This window comes from Limosilactobacillus urinaemulieris, from assembly GCF_014838745.1.
In the GTDB taxonomy this organism is placed as follows: domain Bacteria; phylum Bacillota; class Bacilli; order Lactobacillales; family Lactobacillaceae; genus Limosilactobacillus; species Limosilactobacillus urinaemulieris.
On record NZ_JABUXR010000004.1, the window covers coordinates 17,981 to 38,844 of the forward strand.

Sequence of the window (20,864 nt, forward strand, 5' to 3'; positions counted from 1 at the left end):
GATCTCTTAAAAGCGCTTTTAAATTTATAAAAATATAAAAATAATTATTTTTATATTTTTATAATAAACGATCTTAGTCGTTTTACCAAACAAAAAGCCATATTAATTTTATAAGTCATTAAAAATGAGCGAATAAATAACATAAGTAAAATAAAAAAGCATTATCAAGGCAATGTGTTAAGTCATTGCCTTGATAACGCAAAAAAGGATGGGATCATCTGATTCCATCCTTTTTATCTTCTAATTACTAAATTTAGAAGCTTTCCAAATCAAGTGTAACACTTGGTCCGAAAGTTGAAGCAATTGAAGCGTGTTGTACGTAAGTACCACGTACAGAAGCTGGACGTGCCTTCATAACAACATCTTCAATAGTCTTTAAGTTTTCAACTAACTTATCAGTGTCGAATGAAGCCTTACCAAATGGAACAGCAACATTACCATCACGGTCAGTCCGGTAAGTAACCTTACCAGCCTTAGATTCTTCAACCGCCTTAGCAACATCCATAGTAACTGTACCAGTCTTAGGGTTTGGCATTAAGCCCTTAGGTCCAAGAATCCGACCTAAACGACCAACAACTGGCATCATGTCTGGAGTTGCAATTGCAACGTCAAAGTCTAACCAACCGTCTTGGATCTTGTCAGCCAAGTCAGCGTCACCAACAAAGTCAACACCAGCATCCTTAGCTGCCTTAGCATTGTCTCCCTTAGCGAAAACAATAACTGTTTGATCCTTACCAGTACCGTTTGGTAAAACAACGGCACCACGTAATTGTTGGTCAGCTTGCTTAGTATCAACGTTTAACTTAAATGCAACTTCAACAGTTGAGTCAAAGTTAGCGAAATCAATATCTTTTACTAATTGAACTGCGTCGTTAACAGCGTACTTCTTCTTGCTGTCAACCTTTTTAAGCGCATCTTGGTACTTCTTACCACGATTTTTAGCCATCTTGTGTTTTCCTCCTTGCAAATGTGGTCTAGCGGAGTTAATACCTCCCACGGGATGTACTACTTTTATAGTGCATCCGGCCTGCTTCTCAGCAATTAGTCTTCAACAGTGAAGCCCATGCTCCGTGAAGTACCTTCGATCATGCGCATAGCTGCTTCAACGTCAGCGGCGTTTAGATCTTGCATCTTAGTTTCGGCGATTTCCTTAACTTGAGCCTTGGTTACAGAAGCAACCTTGTTAGTGTTAGGTTCACCGGAACCGTGTTCAACACCAGCGGCCTTCTTCAATAAGACAGCAGCAGGTGGCGTCTTGGTAATGAAGTCGAATGAACGGTCCTCATATACAGTAATAACAACTGGAATCAACATTCCTTTTTGGTCTGCAGTCCGAGCGTTAAATTCCTTAGTGAAGCCCATAATATTAATACCTGCTTGCCCAAGTGCAGGACCTACTGGTGGAGCTGGTGTAGCAGCACCGGCAGGAATTTGCAACTTGACAACGTTAGCTACTTTCTTTGCCACGAGACAAAACCTCCTTAGTCCGTGTTGTGGTCATGATGAGGCAGTAAATTTACCTCTCCCACAGTATGTCGAATAGCATACTTAGGTAACTTACCACATTTATAATTAAAATTCAAGGTAAATAGTGTAAAAACAAGATTATAACGTGCTTATTAGAAGCTTGTTAAAACTGTAAATGCAGCACGGTCGAGAACAGTTCACCGCGACCGCCACAACATCTATCCTAATGCAATTAAGCTAAGATTCATAGCATCGTCATAACGTGCTTATCAGAAACTTGCTAGAGCTGTAAATGCAACACAGTCGAGAATAGTTCACCGCGACCGCCACCTCCGTCTAAATAGTCCAGACTTGATTGTAAACAATCATTGTCTGAACTTCCTTAGTACTCGGTGGCTAGTACGTCGCGGTTCACCCTCTTTTTTATTCCACCGTATCAATTTGGTCAAAGCCTAATTCAGCAGATGTTTCACGACCAAACATTTCAACATTAACCTTTAACTTCATCTTTTCATGGTCAACTTCTGTAACCTTACCAGTTAAGTCAGCAAATGGTCCGGCAATCACCTTAACACTATCACCAACGCTAACGTCAATATCGTGTTGAACCGTTTGAACGCCCATTCGCTTCATAATCCGGTCTACTTCTTCTGGAAGTAATGGAGTTGGCTTTAAACCACCACCGTGTGAACCTAAGAAACCGGTAACACCAGGTGTATTCCGCGCAATGTACCAGGCTTGGTCAGTCATAACCATTTCTACTAAAACATAACCAGGAAATGTCTTTTCAACTACTTCCTTAGCTTGACCGTCCTTAACTTGACGAACTTCATCTTCGGGAACAACTACTCGAAAAATGTAATCTTGCATCCCCATTGATTGAGCACGTGATTCTAGGTTACTCTTAACCCGGTTTTCATAGCCTGAGTACGTATGTAAAACGTACCAGCGTTTTTCGTTTGATTCCACGATGAATCCTCCTTAATTAAAATTAACTCTCATTTTCAATTTCAAAATAAAAAACCTCGCGGATCCCCACGAAGCTTGTTGCATTTAGTATAACAAATCTCTTATGCTTTGACCACTGCTTAGACAAATAACTTCATCAAGAGTTGAATCAGCCAATCGAACAGTGCAAAGAATAAGACGAAGAAAAGCGTCAACGAAATAACAATGGTTGTGTCACGCCGGTTTTCACGAGCGGTTGGCCAAACAACCAGTTTCATTTCGTGGTTTACGCTTTTAATAAAACGAAACAGATGCATAATTTCCTCCAGCTAACTAACGGGTTTCACGGTGAAGAGTATATTCACCACAATGTTTACAAAACTTCTTTAATTCTAATCGTTCTTGTCGTTGAGGATTAGCGGTAATTGTATAGTTATGAGCACCGCACTTCGTACATTCCAGCGCAACTTTCTTTTGGGACATACTTTCACCTCCACACATAACTAAGATTAGCATGTTCCTTCTACTAAAACAAGTCTTTGCGTTATGTCGTTATCAATTGTTATCGAAAGCGACTAAGGGTCTCAAAATTATGTTTTTTATACCTGAGGGTTAGAAAAAGGCCGATAAAATTACCAGCCTCGTTCTTAACTTATCGATATTTGACTCAATCACTCGCCCGCTAAAATCTTGATTAATTTTGTTCTGGTTCGTGAAAGAGCACTCTGAACCTGTCGCTTGCTACATTGAAGTTTTCGGCATACATATTCAACCGATTTACCAGTAACAGTCAGTGCTAAAACATCTCGTTCAAATGACGAACTAATCCTAGCGATCTCCTTAATACTCTTATGACAGTAGACAATGTCTTCTAGTAAGACTTTTCCACCAAGCATTGTCTCACTATCACTTTCTCCTAAAGAATCTAGTTGATCAACCGGGATCCGTTTGTCTGCTTGCCTAGCACGATATAAATCAAGGAGACGATTGATCAAGCTCTGCTTATAAAAACCACTAAATTGATTAATATCTTCGCCGCTATATGAATAAATAACTTTTAGCAGGACAAGTTGCGCCTCTTGCTCCCAATCTTCAAGCTCTAAATCAGCAATATAAAATTTCTGCCAAAGTCGTTTAACAAGTGAAGAGTAACAATTAAATAATGCCATAAATTGATCCTCGTTGCCGACTTGTACCTGAGTGAGTAATTCGAGATTAGCTGAATGATTTCTTATCATTGTTTCACCTTAATTTTATTAAGGATCACCTTTCTTGAATTTGGCTCCTTCACCCATTCATTAATTGCCTGGTCGAGGGGGTCTCATTCCCATCGTCAGGAAGATTCTAATTCCTAGTACCGGTTCCTTATACTAAGTTTCTTAATCTTGGTGACTAATGCCTGAAAATAATCTACCAAACTTTTATTAGTTTGAATAGCACTTTATTGTGATTTGGTGAACAACTATTCAAATGATAGTTAATCAACAACTTTTTTTGCATAAAAATTTGCTTCTCTAGAATGAACATTGCCACCATAATCGTCTTTTAATGCGACAAGTGTTTTAATATACCAATTATTTGTTATTATGGGATATTTTATAATTTAAAAAATTTCTACTTTTCAAATTCTGGCTTAAGCACGTAAGGTGAATTATGCGATTTTGCGTCATCATAGTTCAACCATTTTTATATACGCCTAGTATCACATATGCACGCTAAGTTTATCTTCTTTCACTAATATTAAAAACAATAGTGATTATGAATATACTGAACAAAACTATAATTACTAGGTGAACTTATGCTAAAAAGAATTTCTTTTCATGGTAAAACAATTAATATCCATAAATTAGCTACAATATATAAAATTTCTGCTAAGGAAATCACTTTTCGTTACGAGCATGGCTGTCGCGAAGATAATTTAGTAGTCAAGCATGTCTATGACGAGTCCCCTTACAGTTTCATCAAATTTAATAACAAAAAAATTACTATTAAAGAATTCCTAATAATGTATCCCGATTTCAACGTTTTCGTTATTAGGAATCGTTTTAATGCCGGGAAAAGCTTAATTGCTCCCTTAACTAAATACGAGACTAATCAGTACCGCCACTTACATAAATAATTAATGAAATCGATCTATTTCAATTTGATAGAGTTTCATTAATTCTACTGGCGACTTAGTTTGAACAAGGCCTAATAATCGTTTAACATCATCAATTCCGATTGAATCATTACTATTTCCCCAAAGTACCAGAATATCAATTATGCCATGTACATAAATATTTCTTATGAATCTCAATGTTAAAGAATTTTCCGTTTTCATTTCTTCTTGAAACAAGTATGGAAAGCGGTTATTAAATTCCTGATTGCCTAACTTAACCACTTTTTTATAAAAATAAATATCGTCATTTTGGGATAGCAATCCTGAGAAAGCCGTCTTATTCCGGTTACAGTACGCAATTGTATTATTAAAAGCAATGTCAGCTAACTTATTAATTTCTTCAGCACTAGGAATATGCTTAATTTGCATAAGCTTTTCCCGATCAATTGCTAAATTTTCTTTTAATCCCTTAAGTAATTGAGTCTCAATTGTGTTTAGTAGATCATGCTTTCCCTTATAGTATGCATAAAAAGAACATTCAGTTAGCACTAGCCGACTATGATTTGTACAACAACGACGCTAAAGCCAAAATGCACAAAAATAGTCGACAAGCTGACGTAACTGTCAACGGGATCTTGTCCCAGCGATCGGATTCGCGTCACCTGAAACAGTCAATCCACGATCACATCGTCACTAACCTGAAGGAACAGTTTGACATTGACCTCCGCAAGCTGCGGGTAAATCTCAAGCCGTTCAACCACAAACAGGACGTCGTCATCGTCTAGGAGGTGCACGATGAAATTAACGGCAATCTTTATGGTGGTCGGCCTGATCATCAGCATCAGTTGGGTTGCCTGGGGCTTTCTCCCCATGCTGGCGATCCTGCTGACAACCTTAATTCTTGGCGCAATTGGCTACATCTTAGACATTCTAGGGTACTCAATTAACGACTTTACACAACGGTTGCTGAAAAGGCTCAGTAACTAGCAACATTCCAAGGAGGAACTACTATGCCTAACACAAACCAAACAACCAAACCAGCTGTCGACCAAAAATTAACCTTCGATGACCAGGTCATTGAGAAGATTGCCGGAATCACCGCCAGCCGCGTCTCCGAGATCATCTCGCTCGACGGCAACATGTTTAGCGAATTTGCTGACAAGGTGGCGTCCGGAACGGATATCACCAAGGGGATCAAGGTTGATGCCGGCGAAAAACAAGTCGCCGTCAAAATGGATGCTACGATTGAATATGGTAAATCCGCGCCAGAAATCTTCAAGGACGTCTGCAAGGAAGTAGCCGCCGAAATCGAAAAGATGACCGGCCTCAAGCTGGTGAAGTTTGAACTTCACATCAATGACGTCATGACGAAGGCAGAAATGAACGCGGACAAAGAGCGCAGCGTCAACTAGCTTAAAATCGAGTAGGAGGTAATTAATTAGTTCAATTACCGACCTGGGTATACACTTTCTGGTATTGATACAACATCAATGCCAGTTTTTTTGTACACAAAAAGGACAGCTGCTGCCCTCATGTTGTACAATCAATTCACCACAAAAATCATGTAAAGAAGGTTATGCAGATGTCCCAAAACAATTCTATCCTAAATCTCCTCGGAATTGAAGACCAGAATATCAAGGTTCTCAAAGTCGAAACTATTTTGAAAAACAATGAAGAGTGGAAACTGATTCATGCTTCACTGACTTATCCCGTGGATCGCTGTAAAAACTGTGGATTTAAATCAGTGGTCAAAAACGGCTTGCGAAAAAGTCATCTTCGTTTGGCAAGTCTTAACGGTACTCGATATGAAATGATTCTAGCTAAGCAACGTTACTATTGTTCCAATTGTCAAACTACTTTTGGTGCTATTACACAATTAACTAAACATAATCATACTCTTTCCCGAGATCTTAAAAATCAAATCATGGCATTAGTTCGTGAAGGTTTGAATGGCGAGCTAATCGCTCGCCTTTGTCATTGTTCAGCCAGTAGTGTTCGTCGGACCATCACCGAACGAGTTGAACCTCATTATCGAATGGCCGTCCTGCCTAAACACCTCTGCTTTGATGAATTCCGTTCAACGAAGTCCATCATGTCATTTATCTGTTGTGACAGTGAAACTCACCAACTGGTAGTTAAGCTCCACGATCGACTCTCACCTTCCATCATCGACTACTTTGAGAATCGCTATAGTCGGGCTGAACGGGCTCAAGTAGAAACCGTTGTTATCGATCTCAATGCTCAATACCAAAGTTTCATTTACCGCCTCTTCCCTAATGCCAAAATCATTATTGAGCGGTTTCATATCGTCCAATTAGCCGGACGAGCTTTAGATAACTGTCGAATCAATCTTCTTAAGACCCTCGATAAGCAAAGTCGTGAATATAAAATTATGAAAACTCAATGGCGGTTATTCCATCTTAAGCAGACCAAGCTTAATCCCGAAAAACCAGTTTATCTTCGGGGAATAAACGAATATATGACTAAGCAAAACGCCGTCGATCTAGTCACCAGTAAATTCACTGATTTTAAGGCAGTTTACCAAACATACCAAGGAATTACTCAAGCCATTCATGAACGTGATCCTGAACTGCTTAAAGCAGTTCTTCAGGACTATCGGACTACTAATACTGAAATGAATACGACAATTAATACCCTAAAGAAGAATCGACAAGCAGTTATTAATAGCACTAAGTATGAATTCCCGAATGGTCCACTAGAAGGAATTAATCGCAAAATTAAAACACTCAAACGAACCTGTTATGGCTTTGCCAATCAAAAATTTTTCTTTTTAAGAATTGATTGTCTTTTTGCATAAAAAATACCACCCACATTTATGTGAGTGGCATCGATATCCATCAATACCAGTTGACAGATACCCAAAAAAAGCACTCAGCAACTGCTGGGTGCTTCCTTCATCTCTGGCAAACATTCTGGCAAACAATCATGTTATTTTAAGACTTTTGAGGTCTTATTATAGCTGCCGAAACGTTGATATATCGCCTTTCCAACTCTAAGTAATATTACTATTTTATTCATACTCAATAGTCGAAGGTGGCTTACTCGTGACATCGTAAAGGATCCGGTTAACGTGATCCACTTCATTGACGATCCGGACGGAAATCTTTTGTAAGACGTCCCATGGAATCTTGGCAAAGTCAGCAGTCATCCCGTCAATTGAGGTTACGGCACGGATAGCAACAGCGTAATCATATGTCCGGCCATCACCCATGACACCAACTGAACGAATTCCTGGCAAGACGGTGAAGTATTGCCAGATTTTTTCATCCAGTCCGGCTTTCTTGATCTCTTCACGCAAGATTGCGTCTGATTCACGGACAATTTCCAGCTTTTCTGGAGTAATTTCACCGATAACCCGGATACCAAGGCCTGGACCTGGGAATGGTTGCCGCCAAACTAATTCGTGCGGAATGCCAAGCTTTTCACCCAATTCACGAGTTTCATCCTTAAAGAGCTTCCGTAATGGTTCGATCAGCTTAAAGCCGAGCTTCTTTGGCAAGCCCCCAACATTGTGGTGAGACTTGATTGTTTGGGCAGTATCGGTTCCAGATTCGATGACATCAGTGTAAAGAGTTCCCTGAGCAAGGAAGTCAGCATCAGGAATCTTCTTTGCTTCTTCATTGAAGACTTCGATAAATTCCTTACCAATGATCTTCCGTTTGGTTTCAGGATCGGTAACACCCTCTAACTTACTGAGGAACCGGTCAGCAGCGTCAACCTTGATAATGTTTACTCCAAGATCCTTATTCAAGGCATTCATTACTTGATCGGCTTCGTTCTTCCGTAACAGACCGTGGTCAACAAAGATACAAGTTAATTGGTCACCAATTGCTTTGTGAATCAATACAGCAGTAACGCTAGAATCAACCCCACCAGAAAGACCTAAGATCACTTTCTTGTCACCAACTTCTTGACGAATATGGTCAACTTGAAGATCGATGAAGTCATCCATCGTCCAGTTGTTCTTAGCACCACAAACGTCAAAAGCAAACCGCCGAAGAATGTCTAACCCGTATTCAGAGTTTCGGACTTCAGCATGGAACTGAATCCCGTAGAACTTCCGCTTATTATCAGCGATTGCAGAAATTGGGCAGTCCTTGCTGGTTACGGTAACTTCAAAGCCTTCAGGTGCCTTGGTTACCAAGTCACCGTGACTCATCCAAACGTATTGCTTCTTTGGCAAGCCCTTGAACAATACCGCGTCATCTTTTAAGACTTCAATATCAGCACGACCATATTCGGAATTATCGGCCTTTTCAACCTTACCGCCAAGATCGTATGACATTAATTGCATCCCATAACAAATCCCTAAAATTGGAATACCTAATTTAAAGATTTCAGGATCAACCTTAAAGGCATCCTTGTCGTAGACACTGTTTGGACCACCAGAGAAAATAATGCCTTTCGGGTTAATCTTCTTGATTTCATCAGCCGTAATCTTGTGTGAAAGGAGTTCAGAATATACCCCAAAGTCACGCAAACGTCGGGTAATCAATTGATTATACTGACTACCAAAATCAAGCACGATAATCTTATCAAAAGCATCCAAGTTTAATTTTGCCACGTTGCCACTTCCCTTTTCTGAATTTCTTATTTCTTAACAACTAAGTTTACAAGCTAAACGTTTAATGGTCAATGATCATTATTAGTTCGTTTTTTAAACTAGACAACTCTTGGTGCACCGTTTAAAAAGTAATGCATCAAGAGTCGACTTTTAACCGCGTTTCAAGTAAATTCGATCCACCACGTGATTAGCAGTTTTATGAAGAATGATATTTGCCCGATTACGGGTTGGCAAAATATAGTCAGTAAGGTTCGGCAAATCAATTGTTTGCCAAACGTTCTTTGCCATCTTAAATGCTTCTTCTCGTGGCCCCTGGGAATATGAATAGTAATAATTATCCGGATCGGTAAGTGCCGTGTCTAACAGCATCCCAAACCGTTGCAAGTACCATTTTTCAATCTGCTCAGCATCCGCGTCAACATAAATGGAAGTATCAAAATAGTCACTAACATAGATCTGCTGACTAGATGGCAGTTGCAGAGTATTAATTCCTTCCACAATTAAAACGTCCGGTTGCCGGATAACTAACGGTTGGTCTGGCATTACATCATACACCTGATGTGAGTACGTTGGTGCCTCTACTACCGCCTTGCCAGCCTCAATATCATTCATAAAGCGCAGCAGTTTCTCCATATCGTACGATTCAGGAAACCCTTTCCGATCCAGAAGCCCCCGCCGTTTCAATTCGGCATTTGGATAAAGAAAACCATCCGTGGTCATTAATTCGACCCGCTTATCTGGGAGAAGCTTATTTAGCAAAATACTTAAAAGCCGAGCAATTGTACTCTTACCAACTGCAACCGATCCCGCAATCCCGATAATATACGGGACCCGTTCACTTTTCTGGTGGAGAAAATTAGCCTTTTGCATCTGCCATTCCAGATGGTTTTGAAAGCGCAATTGAAGCAGCTTAATTAGTGGCAAATAGATATCTTGAACATCTTCAATTGAAATTCGGTCATTAAGCGATTTAATCTCATCAAGGTTATCCTGACTCAAACGAACCGTATCAGTCGGAAAAAAGCTATGCCACTCCTGCCGATCAAACTGCTCATAATTCATCCATTCATTCATAGTTACTGATTCCTTCATTAATTAATGTAAGCGATTAACAATAATCATACCATAGTTTAGTGTGGCTAGATCAGAAAGTGTTCTTGGTTATCCTTATCAACAAATGCAGCAAAGAATGGTAATGATAATTGGACAAAACCACGACGAGGAACCGTAATCAATTGATCATCTATAACATACCCGTTTATATTTGCTTATCTTATTTTATATTTCTTTTATACTTGCTTTATATTTGATAATTTCATTTTATATTTATTTTATATTTCAATCAAATAAAAAACCTGTCAGTTTATTGCTGACAGGTTTATATACACCCTAATCTGGGAAACTAGGATTCTGATCCTTTAATTCCGGTGCGTCAGTCGAGTAATCATCGTAAGTACTTTGATTATTGTTCTCTGCCTTCACACTTGTCTTGTGTTTCTTCTGATCCTTCTTCAGGTTCTTCAGACTCTTCTTCATATTGTAAGTGTAGTCTTTCTTGTTGACCTTCTTGAATCCTGGAAGATTATAGAAGCGAATCAGGTCACCATTCATTACCTTATCGGCTAAGCCTAACTCAGTTGTGACGTACTTTTGAATCTTGTCAAACTGCTTCTGTTCCTTTGCCGTTGGGTTCTTAATCTGCTTTCCAGTAGCAGTGTGGTAGTAATCGCCATTGTATTTCGTGTATTTTGGCGTTACCCAGTCACCATTCCGGAATGGCACAATTTGGTTCCGATCCTTAGAAAGAAGATCTTGTCCGAATTGAATATACTTGTCTGAACTGATTCCTAACAGGTCCTCGATGGTTGGCAGAACATCAATTTCACCACCATAAGTATGATCAATTCCCCCCTTAAGGCCAGGAGCATTGATCATGAATGGAACCTTTTGGAACATTGCCAAGTCGTAGTTGGTAACCTTCTTTTTACCTAAAATCTGAGCGATTGCCGGCCGGTGGTTATTTGAAATTCCGTAGTGGTCACCATATAAAATAATGACACTGTTTTGCCGTAAGCCAGACTTATCAAGGTAATCTAAGAATTCACCAATTGATTGATCAAGGTAATGGGCGGTTTGAATATAGTGATCAACCGTGTCATCCCCAGTCTTCCAGGCATCAATTGAAGTGTTCTTCTTATCAATAATGTATGGGTAGTGGTTAGTAACGGTAATCAACTTAGCATAGAATGGTTGCGGCAACTGCTCTATGTAGTGCATTGATTCCTTCATGAAGATCTTATCCTTCAACCCATAACCCAATTCTTGATCCTTAACCTTTGGGTAGTAGCTCTTACTAAAGAAGTACTGGTAACCAAAAGACTTATAAGCATTGTCACGGTTCCAGAAACTCGGCACATCCCCGTGGAACGAAGCTGTCGTGTAACCCAGCTTTTGGTGCAATAGAGCAGGTGCTGACTGGAACGTGTTATTCGTCCCATCAGTAACCATTGCTGAACCTTCTGGCAAGCCATAGAGGGAATTTTCCAGCATCATTTCGGCATCGGCAGTCTTCCCTTGACCAACCTGGTGGAAGAAGTTATCAAACGCCAGAGTATTAGATGAGTGGTATAGCTTGTTTAAGTTTGGCATTACTTCTTGACCATTTTGCTTATAGTCAATCATAAATTGCTGCAAACTTTCCAAGTGGATAACAAAGATATTCTTTCCCCGCATCGTCCCTTCGTACTCAACATTTGGACCAGCATAGTTCTTCTTTAAGAACTTTTGCACTGGCTTTAGCTGTTCCTTATTTGCTTTAGCCTTAACCACACTGTTGTGAGTTGTCTTTACCCCATCATAAATAGTATAAGCTTGTAACCCGAGGTACTTAACGATGTAGTTATTATCAAATGTCCGGGTTAACAATTGCGAACGGTTTGATTCGGCCATCCCCAAGTTAACACCAAACAAGACAAAACCTAACGCGGTAATCGTCATTGCATAACGAATCTTAAAGTACCGCATATCGATTCGAATAACATGGAACAGGAGTACTAATGCAAGAATAATCACATCAGCGTAGACCAAGAAATCCTCTGGACGAATAATTCCGAGAATACTCGTCCCTAAGTTATTAGAGGCTGCTCCTGATCCCTTAATAATATTAAATGTAATAAAATCGGAAAATTCATGGTAGTACAGGATATTAGCGAACAGCCAGGTTGAGAGTAATGCATTAATAATCAGCATTAACCAGTACGATAACCGTCCCCTAAAATATAACGCAATTCCCAGAAAAACTAGGGCACCCGGAATGGTATTAAATGCCAAGAGAAAGTGCTGAACGCTTCCCTTAACGCCCAAGTTAAACTCAGTGCTATATGCCCAGTAACTTTTAATTGCAAACAGGAGTACTACTAGCAGAAAAAAGCCAAGCTTGGTATTCAAGCCGTGCCAGAGCTTCTGCAACGCTGTCTTCATAATCGTTCCTCCATTAAAAAATATCAATACCTACAATATTACAACAATTTAGAGTGAGCAACCTTTAAAAACTTATTTCAAAAAAAATTAAGAATAAAGTAGAGTGCCTTCGCCCCAAAGAGTTCCCGGAAAGCTAGCAATTTCTCTCGACGAAGGCGACTTGCGCCTAGGAGAGAGGTTGCTAGCTCTAGGGAACTCGGGCGAAGCACGTTTCGGCTATGTTGCCTAGGAAGAAGGTCCTTAACCCTGCTACCAAAAACAATCCCCCTCTTCTTTTTCTTTGTTGTATTTGCAACAAAATATCATATACTAGGATAGTAAATATTTTGGGGAGGAATCTTAATGTCAAAACGTAAGGCTAATTTACTCTTACTAACCGTCGCCATTCTCTGGGGTGCAAGTTATATCTTCGTCCGAATGGCAATCAATGCTGGAATGCAGTCAGGAATGATTAATGCTGTCCGGGGGACGATGTGTGTGGTCGGCTGCCTGATTGTCTTTAATAAAAGTATCCGGCAAATGACTTGGTTTGATTTCAAGGCAGGCCTATTAATGGGGATTACTAACTTTGTCGCCTATTACTTACAAACTGATGGTCTCCGTTTTACCATGCCAGCCAAAAACGCCTTTATCACTACCATGTACGTTGCTCTTTCACCACTTCTCTTATGGATTTTTTGGCACGAACGGCCACGACGAAAAACCTACTTTGTTATTCCGTTAGCGTTAATTGGGATGGGCATTTTAACCAACGTTACGGCTACTGGATTAGCCTTAAACTACGGTGATCTTCGAACCCTTATTTCTTCAATCTTCTGGGCCCTCCAGTTAATCTTTTTTGGCAAAATTGCCTCGAAAGCTTCAAATCCTTGGGTAATTATCTTTATGATCGGATTAATTCAGGGAGCTGCCGGATGGGGTGTTTCCTTTGCAACCGAAACCCAAACTTTCTCCCGCATCCACTGGCTACAAGCGCTCATCCCTGTTGCCCTGCTTGCCATTCTCGTTACTTTCATTGCTCAGGGAATGCAAATTACCGCCCAAAAATATACCGATGCTACATCAGCCGGGTTACTCCTGATGCTTGAATCTTTCTTTGCCAGTGTCCTGTCAGTAATTTTAGGCTATGATTCATTAACCCATTCACTAATCATTGGTGGCGCAATCTTACTCCTCGCAAACGCGATTATGCAAACTGATCTCCACCGTCTTCCATTCTTAAAACGAACTAATTAATTGCATTTTGGATCAACAATTGGTACTCTGCAATTATCTTTTAGCCAGGAATTTTCTGGAAGTTGAAAGGAGCACGCTGATGAAGCTTTACAAAACAGCCGCTAACCTCCTTCTTGTTTTTGTAACCATTCTTTGGGGGAGCACCTATATTTTCAATAAAGTGGTGGTCAATGCCGGAATGCAATCGGGGACCATCAATGCGGTTCGTGGTGCTATGTGTGTAGTTGGTGGGATTATCCTCTTTCACCGCCAACTAAAACAAGCTACCCGGTTTGACATCAAAGTAGGCTTAATCGTTGGTCTGGTTAACTTTTGCGGTTATTATCTAAGAACGCTCGGTCTTCGTTCCACAACACCGGCTAAGAGTTCCTTTATTACCGTGACTTACGTTATCTTGACGCCACTAATTTTATGGATTTTTTGGCATGAGCGCCCACAACTCAAGATCATTTTTGCAATTCCGCTCTCGCTTGCTGGAATGGCAATTCTAACGGGCATTACCGGAAGTACCTGGTCTCTTCAGTCAGGCGACCTAATCACTTTCTTCTCTGCCTTCTTCTGGGCGTTGCAAATTATCATTTTTGGTAAGTACGCGAGTCGGGCATCTAATCCGTGGATTATCATTACATTAATTGGATTTGTCCAAGTAATCTGCGGTACCCCATTAGCACTAACCACGGAACGAGCATCACTTACACATATTCATTGGCTCCAAGCACTTCTCCCGCTAGCAATCATTGCCATAGTGATTACCTTTGCAGCTCGGGGAATCCAAATTAGGGCACAAAAGTACACTGATGCCACTTCTGCCAGTTTGATTTTGATGAGCGAATCATTCTTTGCAACCGTCATTTCCGTTCTTCTCGGCTATGACCAGCTTTCACCACGGTTAGTTATCGGTGGCCTACTGATTATTATGGCTAACGTGATTATGCAGGTTAATTTCCGCAATTCAAAACTAAGAGTACAAGATTAAACTATCTTTAAGACAAAGACCTAAGTTCCCGTTAAACGGAGACTTAGGTCTTTGTCTTAATTATTCTTACCGCGCTTCACAAATGAATAAAGTTCATCTGGGACATCTTTGAGCAACGGCGTCACTTTACCTACGGAAACCATTGTTAACGCGTGCATTGCCCGAGAAGCAATCGTGTAAAGCAGTTGGCGTTCACTATCATCAGGGTATTCTTGCTCATTCGTGTTCCAAGCAATCACTGCGTCAAATTCTAGTCCCTTAGCTAAGAAGGATGGCACAATAATAACCCCATCAACTAAGCGCTGGTTTTCTGTCCGAATAAGCGTTGTCTTGACATTCCGCTGTTTTAATTCGTCATAAAGCTTTTCACAATCATCAAGCGTCTTGCCGATAATCGCCACTGCATCATGCTCCTGCTGGTACTTCTTTAGCGTTTCAACGACACTATCAACACCGGCAGAATAATTATCAGTTTCAATCACAGTTGGTAAGTCGCCATTTCGGTCAAAGGCTTCAATTGCCTCACCATTCATTAAGAAATGCTTCGTAAAGTCCGTGATCTGTTTAGTTGACCGGTAAGACTTAGTCAGTTGAACAACCTTTGTCTTTTCCGGATCAAACATTGTCCCCAATTGGCGTAAGAGCGAACGACTATTCTCATGGGTAAAGATTGCCTGATTCAAATCACCAAGAAGAGTAAACCGAGCATTAGGAAAACGGAACTTTAAGTATGCTAACTGGTAGGCATCATAATCCTGAACTTCGTCAATGAAGACATATCGAATATCCCGTTGGCCCTTCTTCCCGGTCATTAAATCGTAGAGGTAGAGATAAATGGTAATCCCGTTGGCACTAATGTTTCCTTGACGGAGATCATCCTTTGTTTTTTCAACGTACGCTTCCCATTCAGCAGTGCTAATGCCAAATTTATTCAGGTCCATGAACTTAGGGGTTGCTCGGAGGAGGTGGATAAATTGGGCGTTAATGTTTAGCCATAAATTATGATCAATCGCCCGTTTCACTGGTGTGAGCGCCTTCATTACAATCTGGCGGGCGAGAAACTTGAACTGTTGATTTTCATCCGCAAATTCTCGTGGCTGGTTGTCCATCAAGTCATCAATTTGTTCCTTGCTCAGGTTTTGCACGGCTTCTTCAGCCCACTTACTGCGCATTTCAACACTAATCCGGTGATTGAGGTACTTAATTAATGCTTCCTTAGTTCCATCAAGCCGGTTGCCAAGATTGTAGTTATTATTGAATGAGTAGTAAATTTCTTTAATTTTTTCTTTGCTAATGAAGACTTTTCCACGGAACATCAGATTGCGAAAACGCATATTGGCCTTTCCGAGGTGCTTAGCATAACGTCCGGTTGCCTTAAAATAAGCTAAACTCGTTGTTAATTGAACCGCCTTCTTGACTGCCGGATCCTGGCTGCTGGTAAAGCGTTGGGCGAGCGTTTCTACATGCAATCGCGGAACCCGCCGATTAGCAAACTGGTAATAAGTCATCTGAACCATGTTATGTTCCCCTAATTCTGGGAGCACTTGATCAATGTAATCATTAAATAATTGGTTGGGCGAGAAGAGAACCACTTGAGAAGAACTTAGGTTGCCCCGGTAACGGTACAAAAGCCACGCAACCCGTTGAAGAACTGCGGCTGTTTTACCGGAACCAGCAGCTCCCTGGACGAAGAGAAGTTCATCCTTTGTGTCCCGAATAATTTCATTTTGGGTTCGCTGAATTGTTGTAACAATACTCTTCATCTTAGTACTGGAATGAGTCCCCAAAGCTTCCAAAAGCATTTGATCACCGACCTGCTCGTCAGTATCAAAAATCGTTACAATTGTCCCATCATCAATCTGAAATTGACGTTTGAGGGTCATGTTAACTTCCTGAGTTCCAACCGGCGTCTCGTAACTAACCTTTCCTAGCTTTCCCTCATAGTAGATCGAAGAAATTGGTGCCCGCCAATCGTATACCAGAAAATGATCTGGCTGGTCACTAAATGATGCTAAGCCAATATAAACGGTTTCGGGTTTTTCAGCCCCCTTTTCTTGGAAGTCAATTCGGGCAAAGTAAGGTTTCTTTTCTAAGCGTTTCAAGGTTGAAAGGCGATCCGCAGCGTGTTGCCAGCTATTTTGTCGTTCATCCAGCATCTGCTGCTGGGCACGAAATGACATTGCCGTATCCATCATCCCTGAATAGGTCGTCGTGTTTAGGTGAATATCATCAATCTGTTTATTAATTCCCTTAATATCATGTCGGGCGGTATGGATCTTTTCTTCGGCTCTTTCCTTAGCCTGTTTGATCTCATCAATAACGTGATCTAAATGCTGCTGTTCAAATTCTTGTACTGACTGTTCGGTCACTCTTTCTACCTCCATTCGTGAAATCGTCTTACTATTATATCATTGATGAAGCGGTGACCGAAACAATATCACCCTGCTATCGTGAATGCTAAATTATCTTTAAATATCACTGCTACCCTAACTTTTAAGTCCAGAATAACGGTAAAATAGTATAATAACTCGATTCAGAAAGGAGCCTTGTCGATTGGCCAACTTATTTTATATCTTGACTCACATTGCTGAAGTGATCATTCCAATGTTTGAATGGTTGGGACCCTGGAGTTATGTTCTATTGTTTACAATCATCTTCATGGAAACCGGACTGGTCATCTTTCCGTGGCTCCCGGGAGAATCACTGATTTTCCTTACCGCCTCGTTTATTGCATTTCACCCTGTCCTGAAAATGGAAATTGTGATTCCCGTTTTCTTTTTAGCCGCTTTTATTGGTGATACGGTCAATTACTTTATTGGTCGCTCCCTTTCGCGCTGGCAATGGCTTTCAAAACGAGTTAATGGTCCCGGAATGGTTAAAGCCCATCAGTTACTAGAAAAGCACGGGATTAAAACCGTTGCGTTTGGTCGCTTTGTCCCGCTGATCCGGACGTTTGTGCCGTTAATCGCCGGAACAATGCACTTTGACTTTCGCCGGTTCATGATCGGAAACCTTCTTGGGGTTATAATATGGGTTCTCCTTGCCAGTGTCGTCGGTTACTACTTTGGTAGCATTCCCTTTGTTAAGGAACACTTCTCGTTAATTATCCTGATTTTTGTTGCTGGCGCTCTGCTGGTTATCGCCACCCTTGCTCTTATTCGTCATATTCGGCGAAAGATCCTTAAGCGGAATAACATGCTGTAACATTAGGCCGCTACAGTTCCCACTTACCATTAAAGCATGGTAAAATAGTAGATAATTGTTATTACGTAATAAAGGAGCTGATCAAGTTGGCAATTACTGTCTACTTTGTTCGTCATGGTCAAACCTACCTCAACCGTTATAATCGGATGCAGGGCTGGTCTGACGCTCCCCTGACCGAAAAGGGGATTGAAGATGCTAAGCGTGTAGGAAAGGCACTATCGAAGGTTAAGTTTGATTACATTTTCAGTAGTGATCTTTCACGGGCAGTTAATACCGCACGGTTGCTCCTTGCTGCTGATCCGAATACTGACCTTAAGGAGCCAATTCAAGAACCAGCATTTCGGGAAATCTTCTTTGGCTTTTTTGAAGGAGCAAATGGTGGTGCAGTTGCTGACATCGTTGGCGGCAAATACGGCTACCATACATTCTCCCAAATGGCTGCCGGCTGGGGCACAGATGAACTCAAAAATCGAATTGCAAAGGCGGATCAATATGGGGACGCCGAAGATGCCGAACGTTTTTGGCAACGAATGGATAAGGGCTTTGATCGGTTGCGTAACCTGCCAGATAACTCTGTTGCGGTTGTCGTTTCACACGGCGCTGCGATCCGTTCAATCGCTGATCGCTACCTTGAAGGGGTCGACCAAAATGTTTCGCCACGAAACGGCAGCATTATGAAAATGACATTAACTGATACTGATACTCATGTGGACTTTTATAGCCAACTCCACATTCCTGATAAATAAAAATAATTGAACTTAAAAGGGGGAACACTATCTTTCAATGGATAACATACAAACTGAAGAGCCAGTATTAATCACTGGGTTAAACACCGAACAAGAAGACTTTGATTATTCCATGACCGAACTTGCTGAATTAGCCCAGGCAAATCACATGAAGGTAATCGACCGGATTGATCAGTCAATTGACCGGCCTAATCCAGCTACCTACTTCGGAAGTGGTAAGGTTGATGAAATTAAAGAAGCAGTTTTAGCTGAAAATGTTTCAACCGTGATCACTAATGATGAGTTAACTCCTAGTCAGTTACGAAATCTTGAGGACGAACTTGGCTGTCGTGTTCTTGACCGTACTGCACTGATCCTTGAAATCTTCGCTGAACGGGCACAGTCCAAGGAAGCCAAACTCCAAGTTCAAATTGCAGAATTACAATACCGACTGCCACGATTACAGACTAGTGCTAACCAACGACTTGATCAGCAAACCGGTGGCGGTAGCGGCTTCACTAACCGGGGATCCGGTGAAACCAAGTTGGAAATGAACCGCCGGACAATTCAGAATTCAATCAGCCACCTGCGAAAAGAACTGCGGGTAATTGATCGTTCCGAAGAAGTTAAACGAAAGCAACGGGACAAGAGTGCCATTCCAACGGCCGCCCTCGTTGGTTATACTAACGCTGGTAAGTCTACGATCATGAATGGCCTCGTTGAAAAATATGGTGCCGGCGAAGACAAGACTGTTTTTGAAAAGGACATGCTATTTGCTACTTTGGATACCAGTGTTCGTCAATTAACATTACCGGATCAAAAACGGTTCTTACTTAGTGATACGGTCGGCTTTGTTAGCAAGTTGCCAACCCACCTGGTTGAATCATTCAAGTCAACGTTGGCAGAAGCAGCTAATGCTGACCTATTAATTCAGGTCATTGATGCTTCAGATCCACATTACGAAGACATGATGAAAACCACCCAAAAGACACTCAAGCAGATTGGAATTGAAAATATCCCAATGCTGTATGTCTTTAACAAGGCCGATAAGACCGACATGGAATATCCAGTGCTTGAAGGTGACGATCAAATCGTGATTTCTGCTAAGGATGATGAATCACTTGATCTCCTCGTTTCAACCATTCGAAAGCACCTGTTCCAAGACTATGTTGAAGCCAAAATGTTGATCCCGTTTGCGGACGGGAATGTTGTTTCGTACCTTAACGAAAACACCAACATCTTGAATACTGAATACCAAAATAGCGGAACCGTTCTAACCGTTGAACTTTCGCAAAAAGATTACGATAAGTATCAAAAATACGTTATTCAATAAATAGGAAGCTGGGAATTAACCCATTTAAGAGCCTGGTGGGCTAACCTAGAACGATGAATGATGATGAATTCATCAGAGTCGTTCGTAGTTAGACTCGAAGGCTCGGGTTAATTTCCGCAATTAGACTCTGTAAGTTCGGAGATAACTAAATATAGATAGAGGGTGAGAAAAACTTTTATTTTTCTCACCCTCTATCTATATTTATATAAATGATACTACGCTGCCCTGCGATTAATCATCCCCATAATCCAGGAAACAATTAATACCAGAATTACTGCACCGATAATCGAAGGGACGATTGCCATTCCGGCAACTTGTGGTCCCCAGTCACCGAGGACTGCTTCACCTAGTGATGAACCTACTAGTCCGGCAATGATATTACTGATGACTCCCATGGAACCACCACGACGAGTAATCGCTCCGGCAATCAATCCAATGACACCACCGACAATTAATACCCAAATCCAATGAAGCATTTACATCCCCTCCTTTTATTCAGCTAATTCTTCTTTTTTCTTATCTGCTTTCTTTTTCAACTCATCTGCTTTTGCTTGCGCCTTACCGTGAGTTTCTTGTGCTTTACCTTCTGCCTCACGAACTTTATCCTTAGTTATTTTTCCTTCAACCTGTTTCAGCTTACCGACAACCTTGTTCTTAATGCTCTTTTTGCTAGTCATAGTCTGCTCCTTTCTCTATCTAAGTGACTGTGTGCTAGTAACTTTCTTTGATGGTTTGATCATAACAATAAGCGATTTCATTAGCGACCCTTTACCAGTTTGCTTACGAAAGTATTAATATTAATTATCTTTTCC

Annotated in this window: 22 protein-coding genes; 9 read left to right on the top strand and 13 right to left on the bottom strand. The window is 40.9% G+C overall.

What is annotated here, in order from left to right; genetic code table 11:
* Window positions 1-253: 253 nt before the first annotated feature.
* The 7 genes from rplA to HUK45_RS02935 all read right to left on the bottom strand — a co-directional run bounded on the left by rplA (window position 254) and on the right by HUK45_RS02935 (window position 4,942).
* Window positions 254-946 carry a 50S ribosomal protein L1 gene (gene rplA / locus HUK45_RS02905; protein ID WP_191911011.1) on the bottom strand — a complete coding sequence of 231 codons (693 nt, stop codon included), beginning with the start codon at window positions 944-946 and terminating at the stop codon, window positions 254-256.
* 95 nt (window positions 947-1,041) lie between these two features.
* Window positions 1,042-1,467: a 50S ribosomal protein L11 gene (gene rplK / locus HUK45_RS02910; RefSeq protein ID WP_191911012.1), complete on the bottom strand. Its 426-nt coding sequence runs from the start codon at window positions 1,465-1,467 to the stop codon at window positions 1,042-1,044.
* A gap of 423 nt (window positions 1,468-1,890) precedes the next feature.
* Entirely contained in the window at window positions 1,891-2,436 is a 546-nt protein-coding gene (nusG, locus tag HUK45_RS02915; protein ID WP_191911013.1) for a transcription termination/antitermination protein NusG, read from the bottom strand.
* 119 nt (window positions 2,437-2,555) lie between these two features.
* Window positions 2,556-2,732, bottom strand: a complete 177-nt coding sequence (secE, locus tag HUK45_RS02920) for a preprotein translocase subunit SecE (RefSeq protein ID WP_003717524.1) — start codon at window positions 2,730-2,732, stop codon at window positions 2,556-2,558.
* Window positions 2,733-2,748: 16 nt separating this feature from the next.
* Window positions 2,749-2,898 (bottom strand): 50S ribosomal protein L33, encoded by a 150-nt coding sequence (gene rpmG, locus HUK45_RS02925; RefSeq protein ID WP_003717523.1) that lies wholly within the window; start codon window positions 2,896-2,898, stop codon window positions 2,749-2,751.
* A gap of 188 nt (window positions 2,899-3,086) precedes the next feature.
* Window positions 3,087-3,653: a sigma-70 family RNA polymerase sigma factor gene (locus HUK45_RS02930; protein ID WP_191911014.1), complete on the bottom strand. Its 567-nt coding sequence runs from the start codon at window positions 3,651-3,653 to the stop codon at window positions 3,087-3,089.
* Window positions 3,654-4,534: 881 nt separating this feature from the next.
* Window positions 4,535-4,942 (bottom strand): hypothetical protein, encoded by a 408-nt coding sequence (locus tag HUK45_RS02935; protein ID WP_191911015.1) that lies wholly within the window; start codon window positions 4,940-4,942, stop codon window positions 4,535-4,537.
* 59 nt (window positions 4,943-5,001) lie between these two features.
* Here HUK45_RS02935 and HUK45_RS02940 point away from each other — a divergent pair, with 59 nt between their 5' ends.
* The 4 genes from HUK45_RS02940 to HUK45_RS02955 all read left to right on the top strand — a co-directional run bounded on the left by HUK45_RS02940 (window position 5,002) and on the right by HUK45_RS02955 (window position 7,331).
* The gene (locus HUK45_RS02940; RefSeq protein ID WP_191911016.1) at window positions 5,002-5,298 is read left to right on the top strand and encodes an Asp23/Gls24 family envelope stress response protein; all 297 of its coding nucleotides are present in this window, start codon (window positions 5,002-5,004) and stop codon (window positions 5,296-5,298) included.
* Window positions 5,299-5,308: 10 nt separating this feature from the next.
* Window positions 5,309-5,500, top strand: a complete 192-nt coding sequence (locus HUK45_RS02945; RefSeq protein ID WP_191911017.1) for a hypothetical protein — start codon at window positions 5,309-5,311, stop codon at window positions 5,498-5,500.
* Between the two features lie 23 nt (window positions 5,501-5,523).
* Window positions 5,524-5,925 (top strand): Asp23/Gls24 family envelope stress response protein, encoded by a 402-nt coding sequence (locus HUK45_RS02950; protein ID WP_191911018.1) that lies wholly within the window; start codon window positions 5,524-5,526, stop codon window positions 5,923-5,925.
* 170 nt (window positions 5,926-6,095) lie between these two features.
* Window positions 6,096-7,331 (top strand): ISL3 family transposase, encoded by a 1,236-nt coding sequence (locus HUK45_RS02955; RefSeq protein ID WP_191911019.1) that lies wholly within the window; start codon window positions 6,096-6,098, stop codon window positions 7,329-7,331.
* A gap of 213 nt (window positions 7,332-7,544) precedes the next feature.
* Here HUK45_RS02955 and guaA read toward each other — a convergent pair whose 3' ends face one another.
* From guaA to HUK45_RS02970, 3 genes are all read right to left on the bottom strand, one after another.
* Window positions 7,545-9,098 carry a glutamine-hydrolyzing GMP synthase gene (gene guaA, locus HUK45_RS02960; protein WP_191911020.1) on the bottom strand — a complete coding sequence of 518 codons (1,554 nt, stop codon included), beginning with the start codon at window positions 9,096-9,098 and terminating at the stop codon, window positions 7,545-7,547.
* A 150-nt stretch (window positions 9,099-9,248) separates the two neighbouring features.
* Window positions 9,249-10,172: a type I pantothenate kinase gene (gene coaA, locus HUK45_RS02965; protein ID WP_191911021.1), complete on the bottom strand. Its 924-nt coding sequence runs from the start codon at window positions 10,170-10,172 to the stop codon at window positions 9,249-9,251.
* 315 nt (window positions 10,173-10,487) lie between these two features.
* Window positions 10,488-12,578 (bottom strand): LTA synthase family protein, encoded by a 2,091-nt coding sequence (locus HUK45_RS02970; protein WP_191911022.1) that lies wholly within the window; start codon window positions 12,576-12,578, stop codon window positions 10,488-10,490.
* 342 nt (window positions 12,579-12,920) lie between these two features.
* Here HUK45_RS02970 and HUK45_RS02975 point away from each other — a divergent pair, with 342 nt between their 5' ends.
* Together HUK45_RS02975 and HUK45_RS02980 are read left to right on the top strand one after the other, a co-directional pair.
* Window positions 12,921-13,814, top strand: a complete 894-nt coding sequence (locus HUK45_RS02975; RefSeq protein WP_191911023.1) for a DMT family transporter — start codon at window positions 12,921-12,923, stop codon at window positions 13,812-13,814.
* Between the two features lie 79 nt (window positions 13,815-13,893).
* A complete protein-coding gene (locus HUK45_RS02980; RefSeq protein WP_191911024.1) occupies window positions 13,894-14,790 on the top strand; it encodes a DMT family transporter in 897 nt (298 codons plus the stop codon).
* Window positions 14,791-14,846: 56 nt separating this feature from the next.
* Here the strand turns inward: HUK45_RS02980 and helD are convergent, their stop codons facing one another.
* Window positions 14,847-17,174, bottom strand: a complete 2,328-nt coding sequence (helD, locus tag HUK45_RS02985) for an RNA polymerase recycling motor HelD (protein ID WP_191911025.1) — start codon at window positions 17,172-17,174, stop codon at window positions 14,847-14,849.
* A 169-nt stretch (window positions 17,175-17,343) separates the two neighbouring features.
* Here helD and HUK45_RS02990 point away from each other — a divergent pair, with 169 nt between their 5' ends.
* The 3 genes from HUK45_RS02990 to hflX all read left to right on the top strand — a co-directional run bounded on the left by HUK45_RS02990 (window position 17,344) and on the right by hflX (window position 20,052).
* On the top strand, window positions 17,344-17,994 hold the full coding sequence (locus HUK45_RS02990) for a DedA family protein (protein WP_191911026.1): 651 nt from the start codon (window positions 17,344-17,346) through the stop codon (window positions 17,992-17,994).
* Between the two features lie 86 nt (window positions 17,995-18,080).
* Window positions 18,081-18,740 carry a histidine phosphatase family protein gene (locus HUK45_RS02995; protein ID WP_191911027.1) on the top strand — a complete coding sequence of 220 codons (660 nt, stop codon included), beginning with the start codon at window positions 18,081-18,083 and terminating at the stop codon, window positions 18,738-18,740.
* 37 nt (window positions 18,741-18,777) lie between these two features.
* Complete coding sequence (gene hflX, locus HUK45_RS03000) at window positions 18,778-20,052, top strand: GTPase HflX (protein ID WP_191911028.1); 1,275 nt, start codon at window positions 18,778-18,780, stop codon at window positions 20,050-20,052.
* A 215-nt stretch (window positions 20,053-20,267) separates the two neighbouring features.
* Here hflX and HUK45_RS03005 read toward each other — a convergent pair whose 3' ends face one another.
* Window positions 20,268-20,528 (bottom strand): GlsB/YeaQ/YmgE family stress response membrane protein, encoded by a 261-nt coding sequence (locus HUK45_RS03005; protein ID WP_191911029.1) that lies wholly within the window; start codon window positions 20,526-20,528, stop codon window positions 20,268-20,270.
* Between the two features lie 15 nt (window positions 20,529-20,543).
* Window positions 20,544-20,729: a CsbD family protein gene (locus HUK45_RS03010; protein WP_098044541.1), complete on the bottom strand. Its 186-nt coding sequence runs from the start codon at window positions 20,727-20,729 to the stop codon at window positions 20,544-20,546.
* Between the last annotated feature and the right edge of the window lie 135 nt (window positions 20,730-20,864).

Excerpts from the sequence above, each read along its gene's own strand:
- rplA (WP_191911011.1), bottom strand. The coding sequence starts at position 946 with ATGGCTAAAAATCGTGGTAAGAAGTACCAAGATGCGCTTAAAAAGGTT.
- secE (WP_003717524.1), bottom strand. The coding sequence starts at position 2,732 with ATGCATCTGTTTCGTTTTATTAAAAGCGTAAACCACGAAATGAAACTG.
- rpmG (WP_003717523.1), bottom strand. The coding sequence starts at position 2,898 with ATGTCCCAAAAGAAAGTTGCGCTGGAATGTACGAAGTGCGGTGCTCAT.
- HUK45_RS02930 (WP_191911014.1), bottom strand. The coding sequence starts at position 3,653 with ATGATAAGAAATCATTCAGCTAATCTCGAATTACTCACTCAGGTACAA.
- HUK45_RS02935 (WP_191911015.1), bottom strand. The coding sequence starts at position 4,942 with ATGCAAATTAAGCATATTCCTAGTGCTGAAGAAATTAATAAGTTAGCT.
- HUK45_RS02945 (WP_191911017.1), top strand. The coding sequence starts at position 5,309 with ATGAAATTAACGGCAATCTTTATGGTGGTCGGCCTGATCATCAGCATC.
- HUK45_RS02950 (WP_191911018.1), top strand. The coding sequence starts at position 5,524 with ATGCCTAACACAAACCAAACAACCAAACCAGCTGTCGACCAAAAATTA.
- HUK45_RS02955 (WP_191911019.1), top strand. The coding sequence starts at position 6,096 with ATGTCCCAAAACAATTCTATCCTAAATCTCCTCGGAATTGAAGACCAG.
- coaA (WP_191911021.1), bottom strand. The coding sequence starts at position 10,172 with ATGAATGAATGGATGAATTATGAGCAGTTTGATCGGCAGGAGTGGCAT.
- HUK45_RS02970 (WP_191911022.1), bottom strand. The coding sequence starts at position 12,578 with ATGAAGACAGCGTTGCAGAAGCTCTGGCACGGCTTGAATACCAAGCTT.
- HUK45_RS02975 (WP_191911023.1), top strand. The coding sequence starts at position 12,921 with ATGTCAAAACGTAAGGCTAATTTACTCTTACTAACCGTCGCCATTCTC.
- HUK45_RS02980 (WP_191911024.1), top strand. The coding sequence starts at position 13,894 with ATGAAGCTTTACAAAACAGCCGCTAACCTCCTTCTTGTTTTTGTAACC.
- helD (WP_191911025.1), bottom strand. The coding sequence starts at position 17,174 with ATGGAGGTAGAAAGAGTGACCGAACAGTCAGTACAAGAATTTGAACAG.
- hflX (WP_191911028.1), top strand. The coding sequence starts at position 18,778 with ATGGATAACATACAAACTGAAGAGCCAGTATTAATCACTGGGTTAAAC.
- HUK45_RS03005 (WP_191911029.1), bottom strand. The coding sequence starts at position 20,528 with ATGCTTCATTGGATTTGGGTATTAATTGTCGGTGGTGTCATTGGATTG.
- HUK45_RS03010 (WP_098044541.1), bottom strand. The coding sequence starts at position 20,729 with ATGACTAGCAAAAAGAGCATTAAGAACAAGGTTGTCGGTAAGCTGAAA.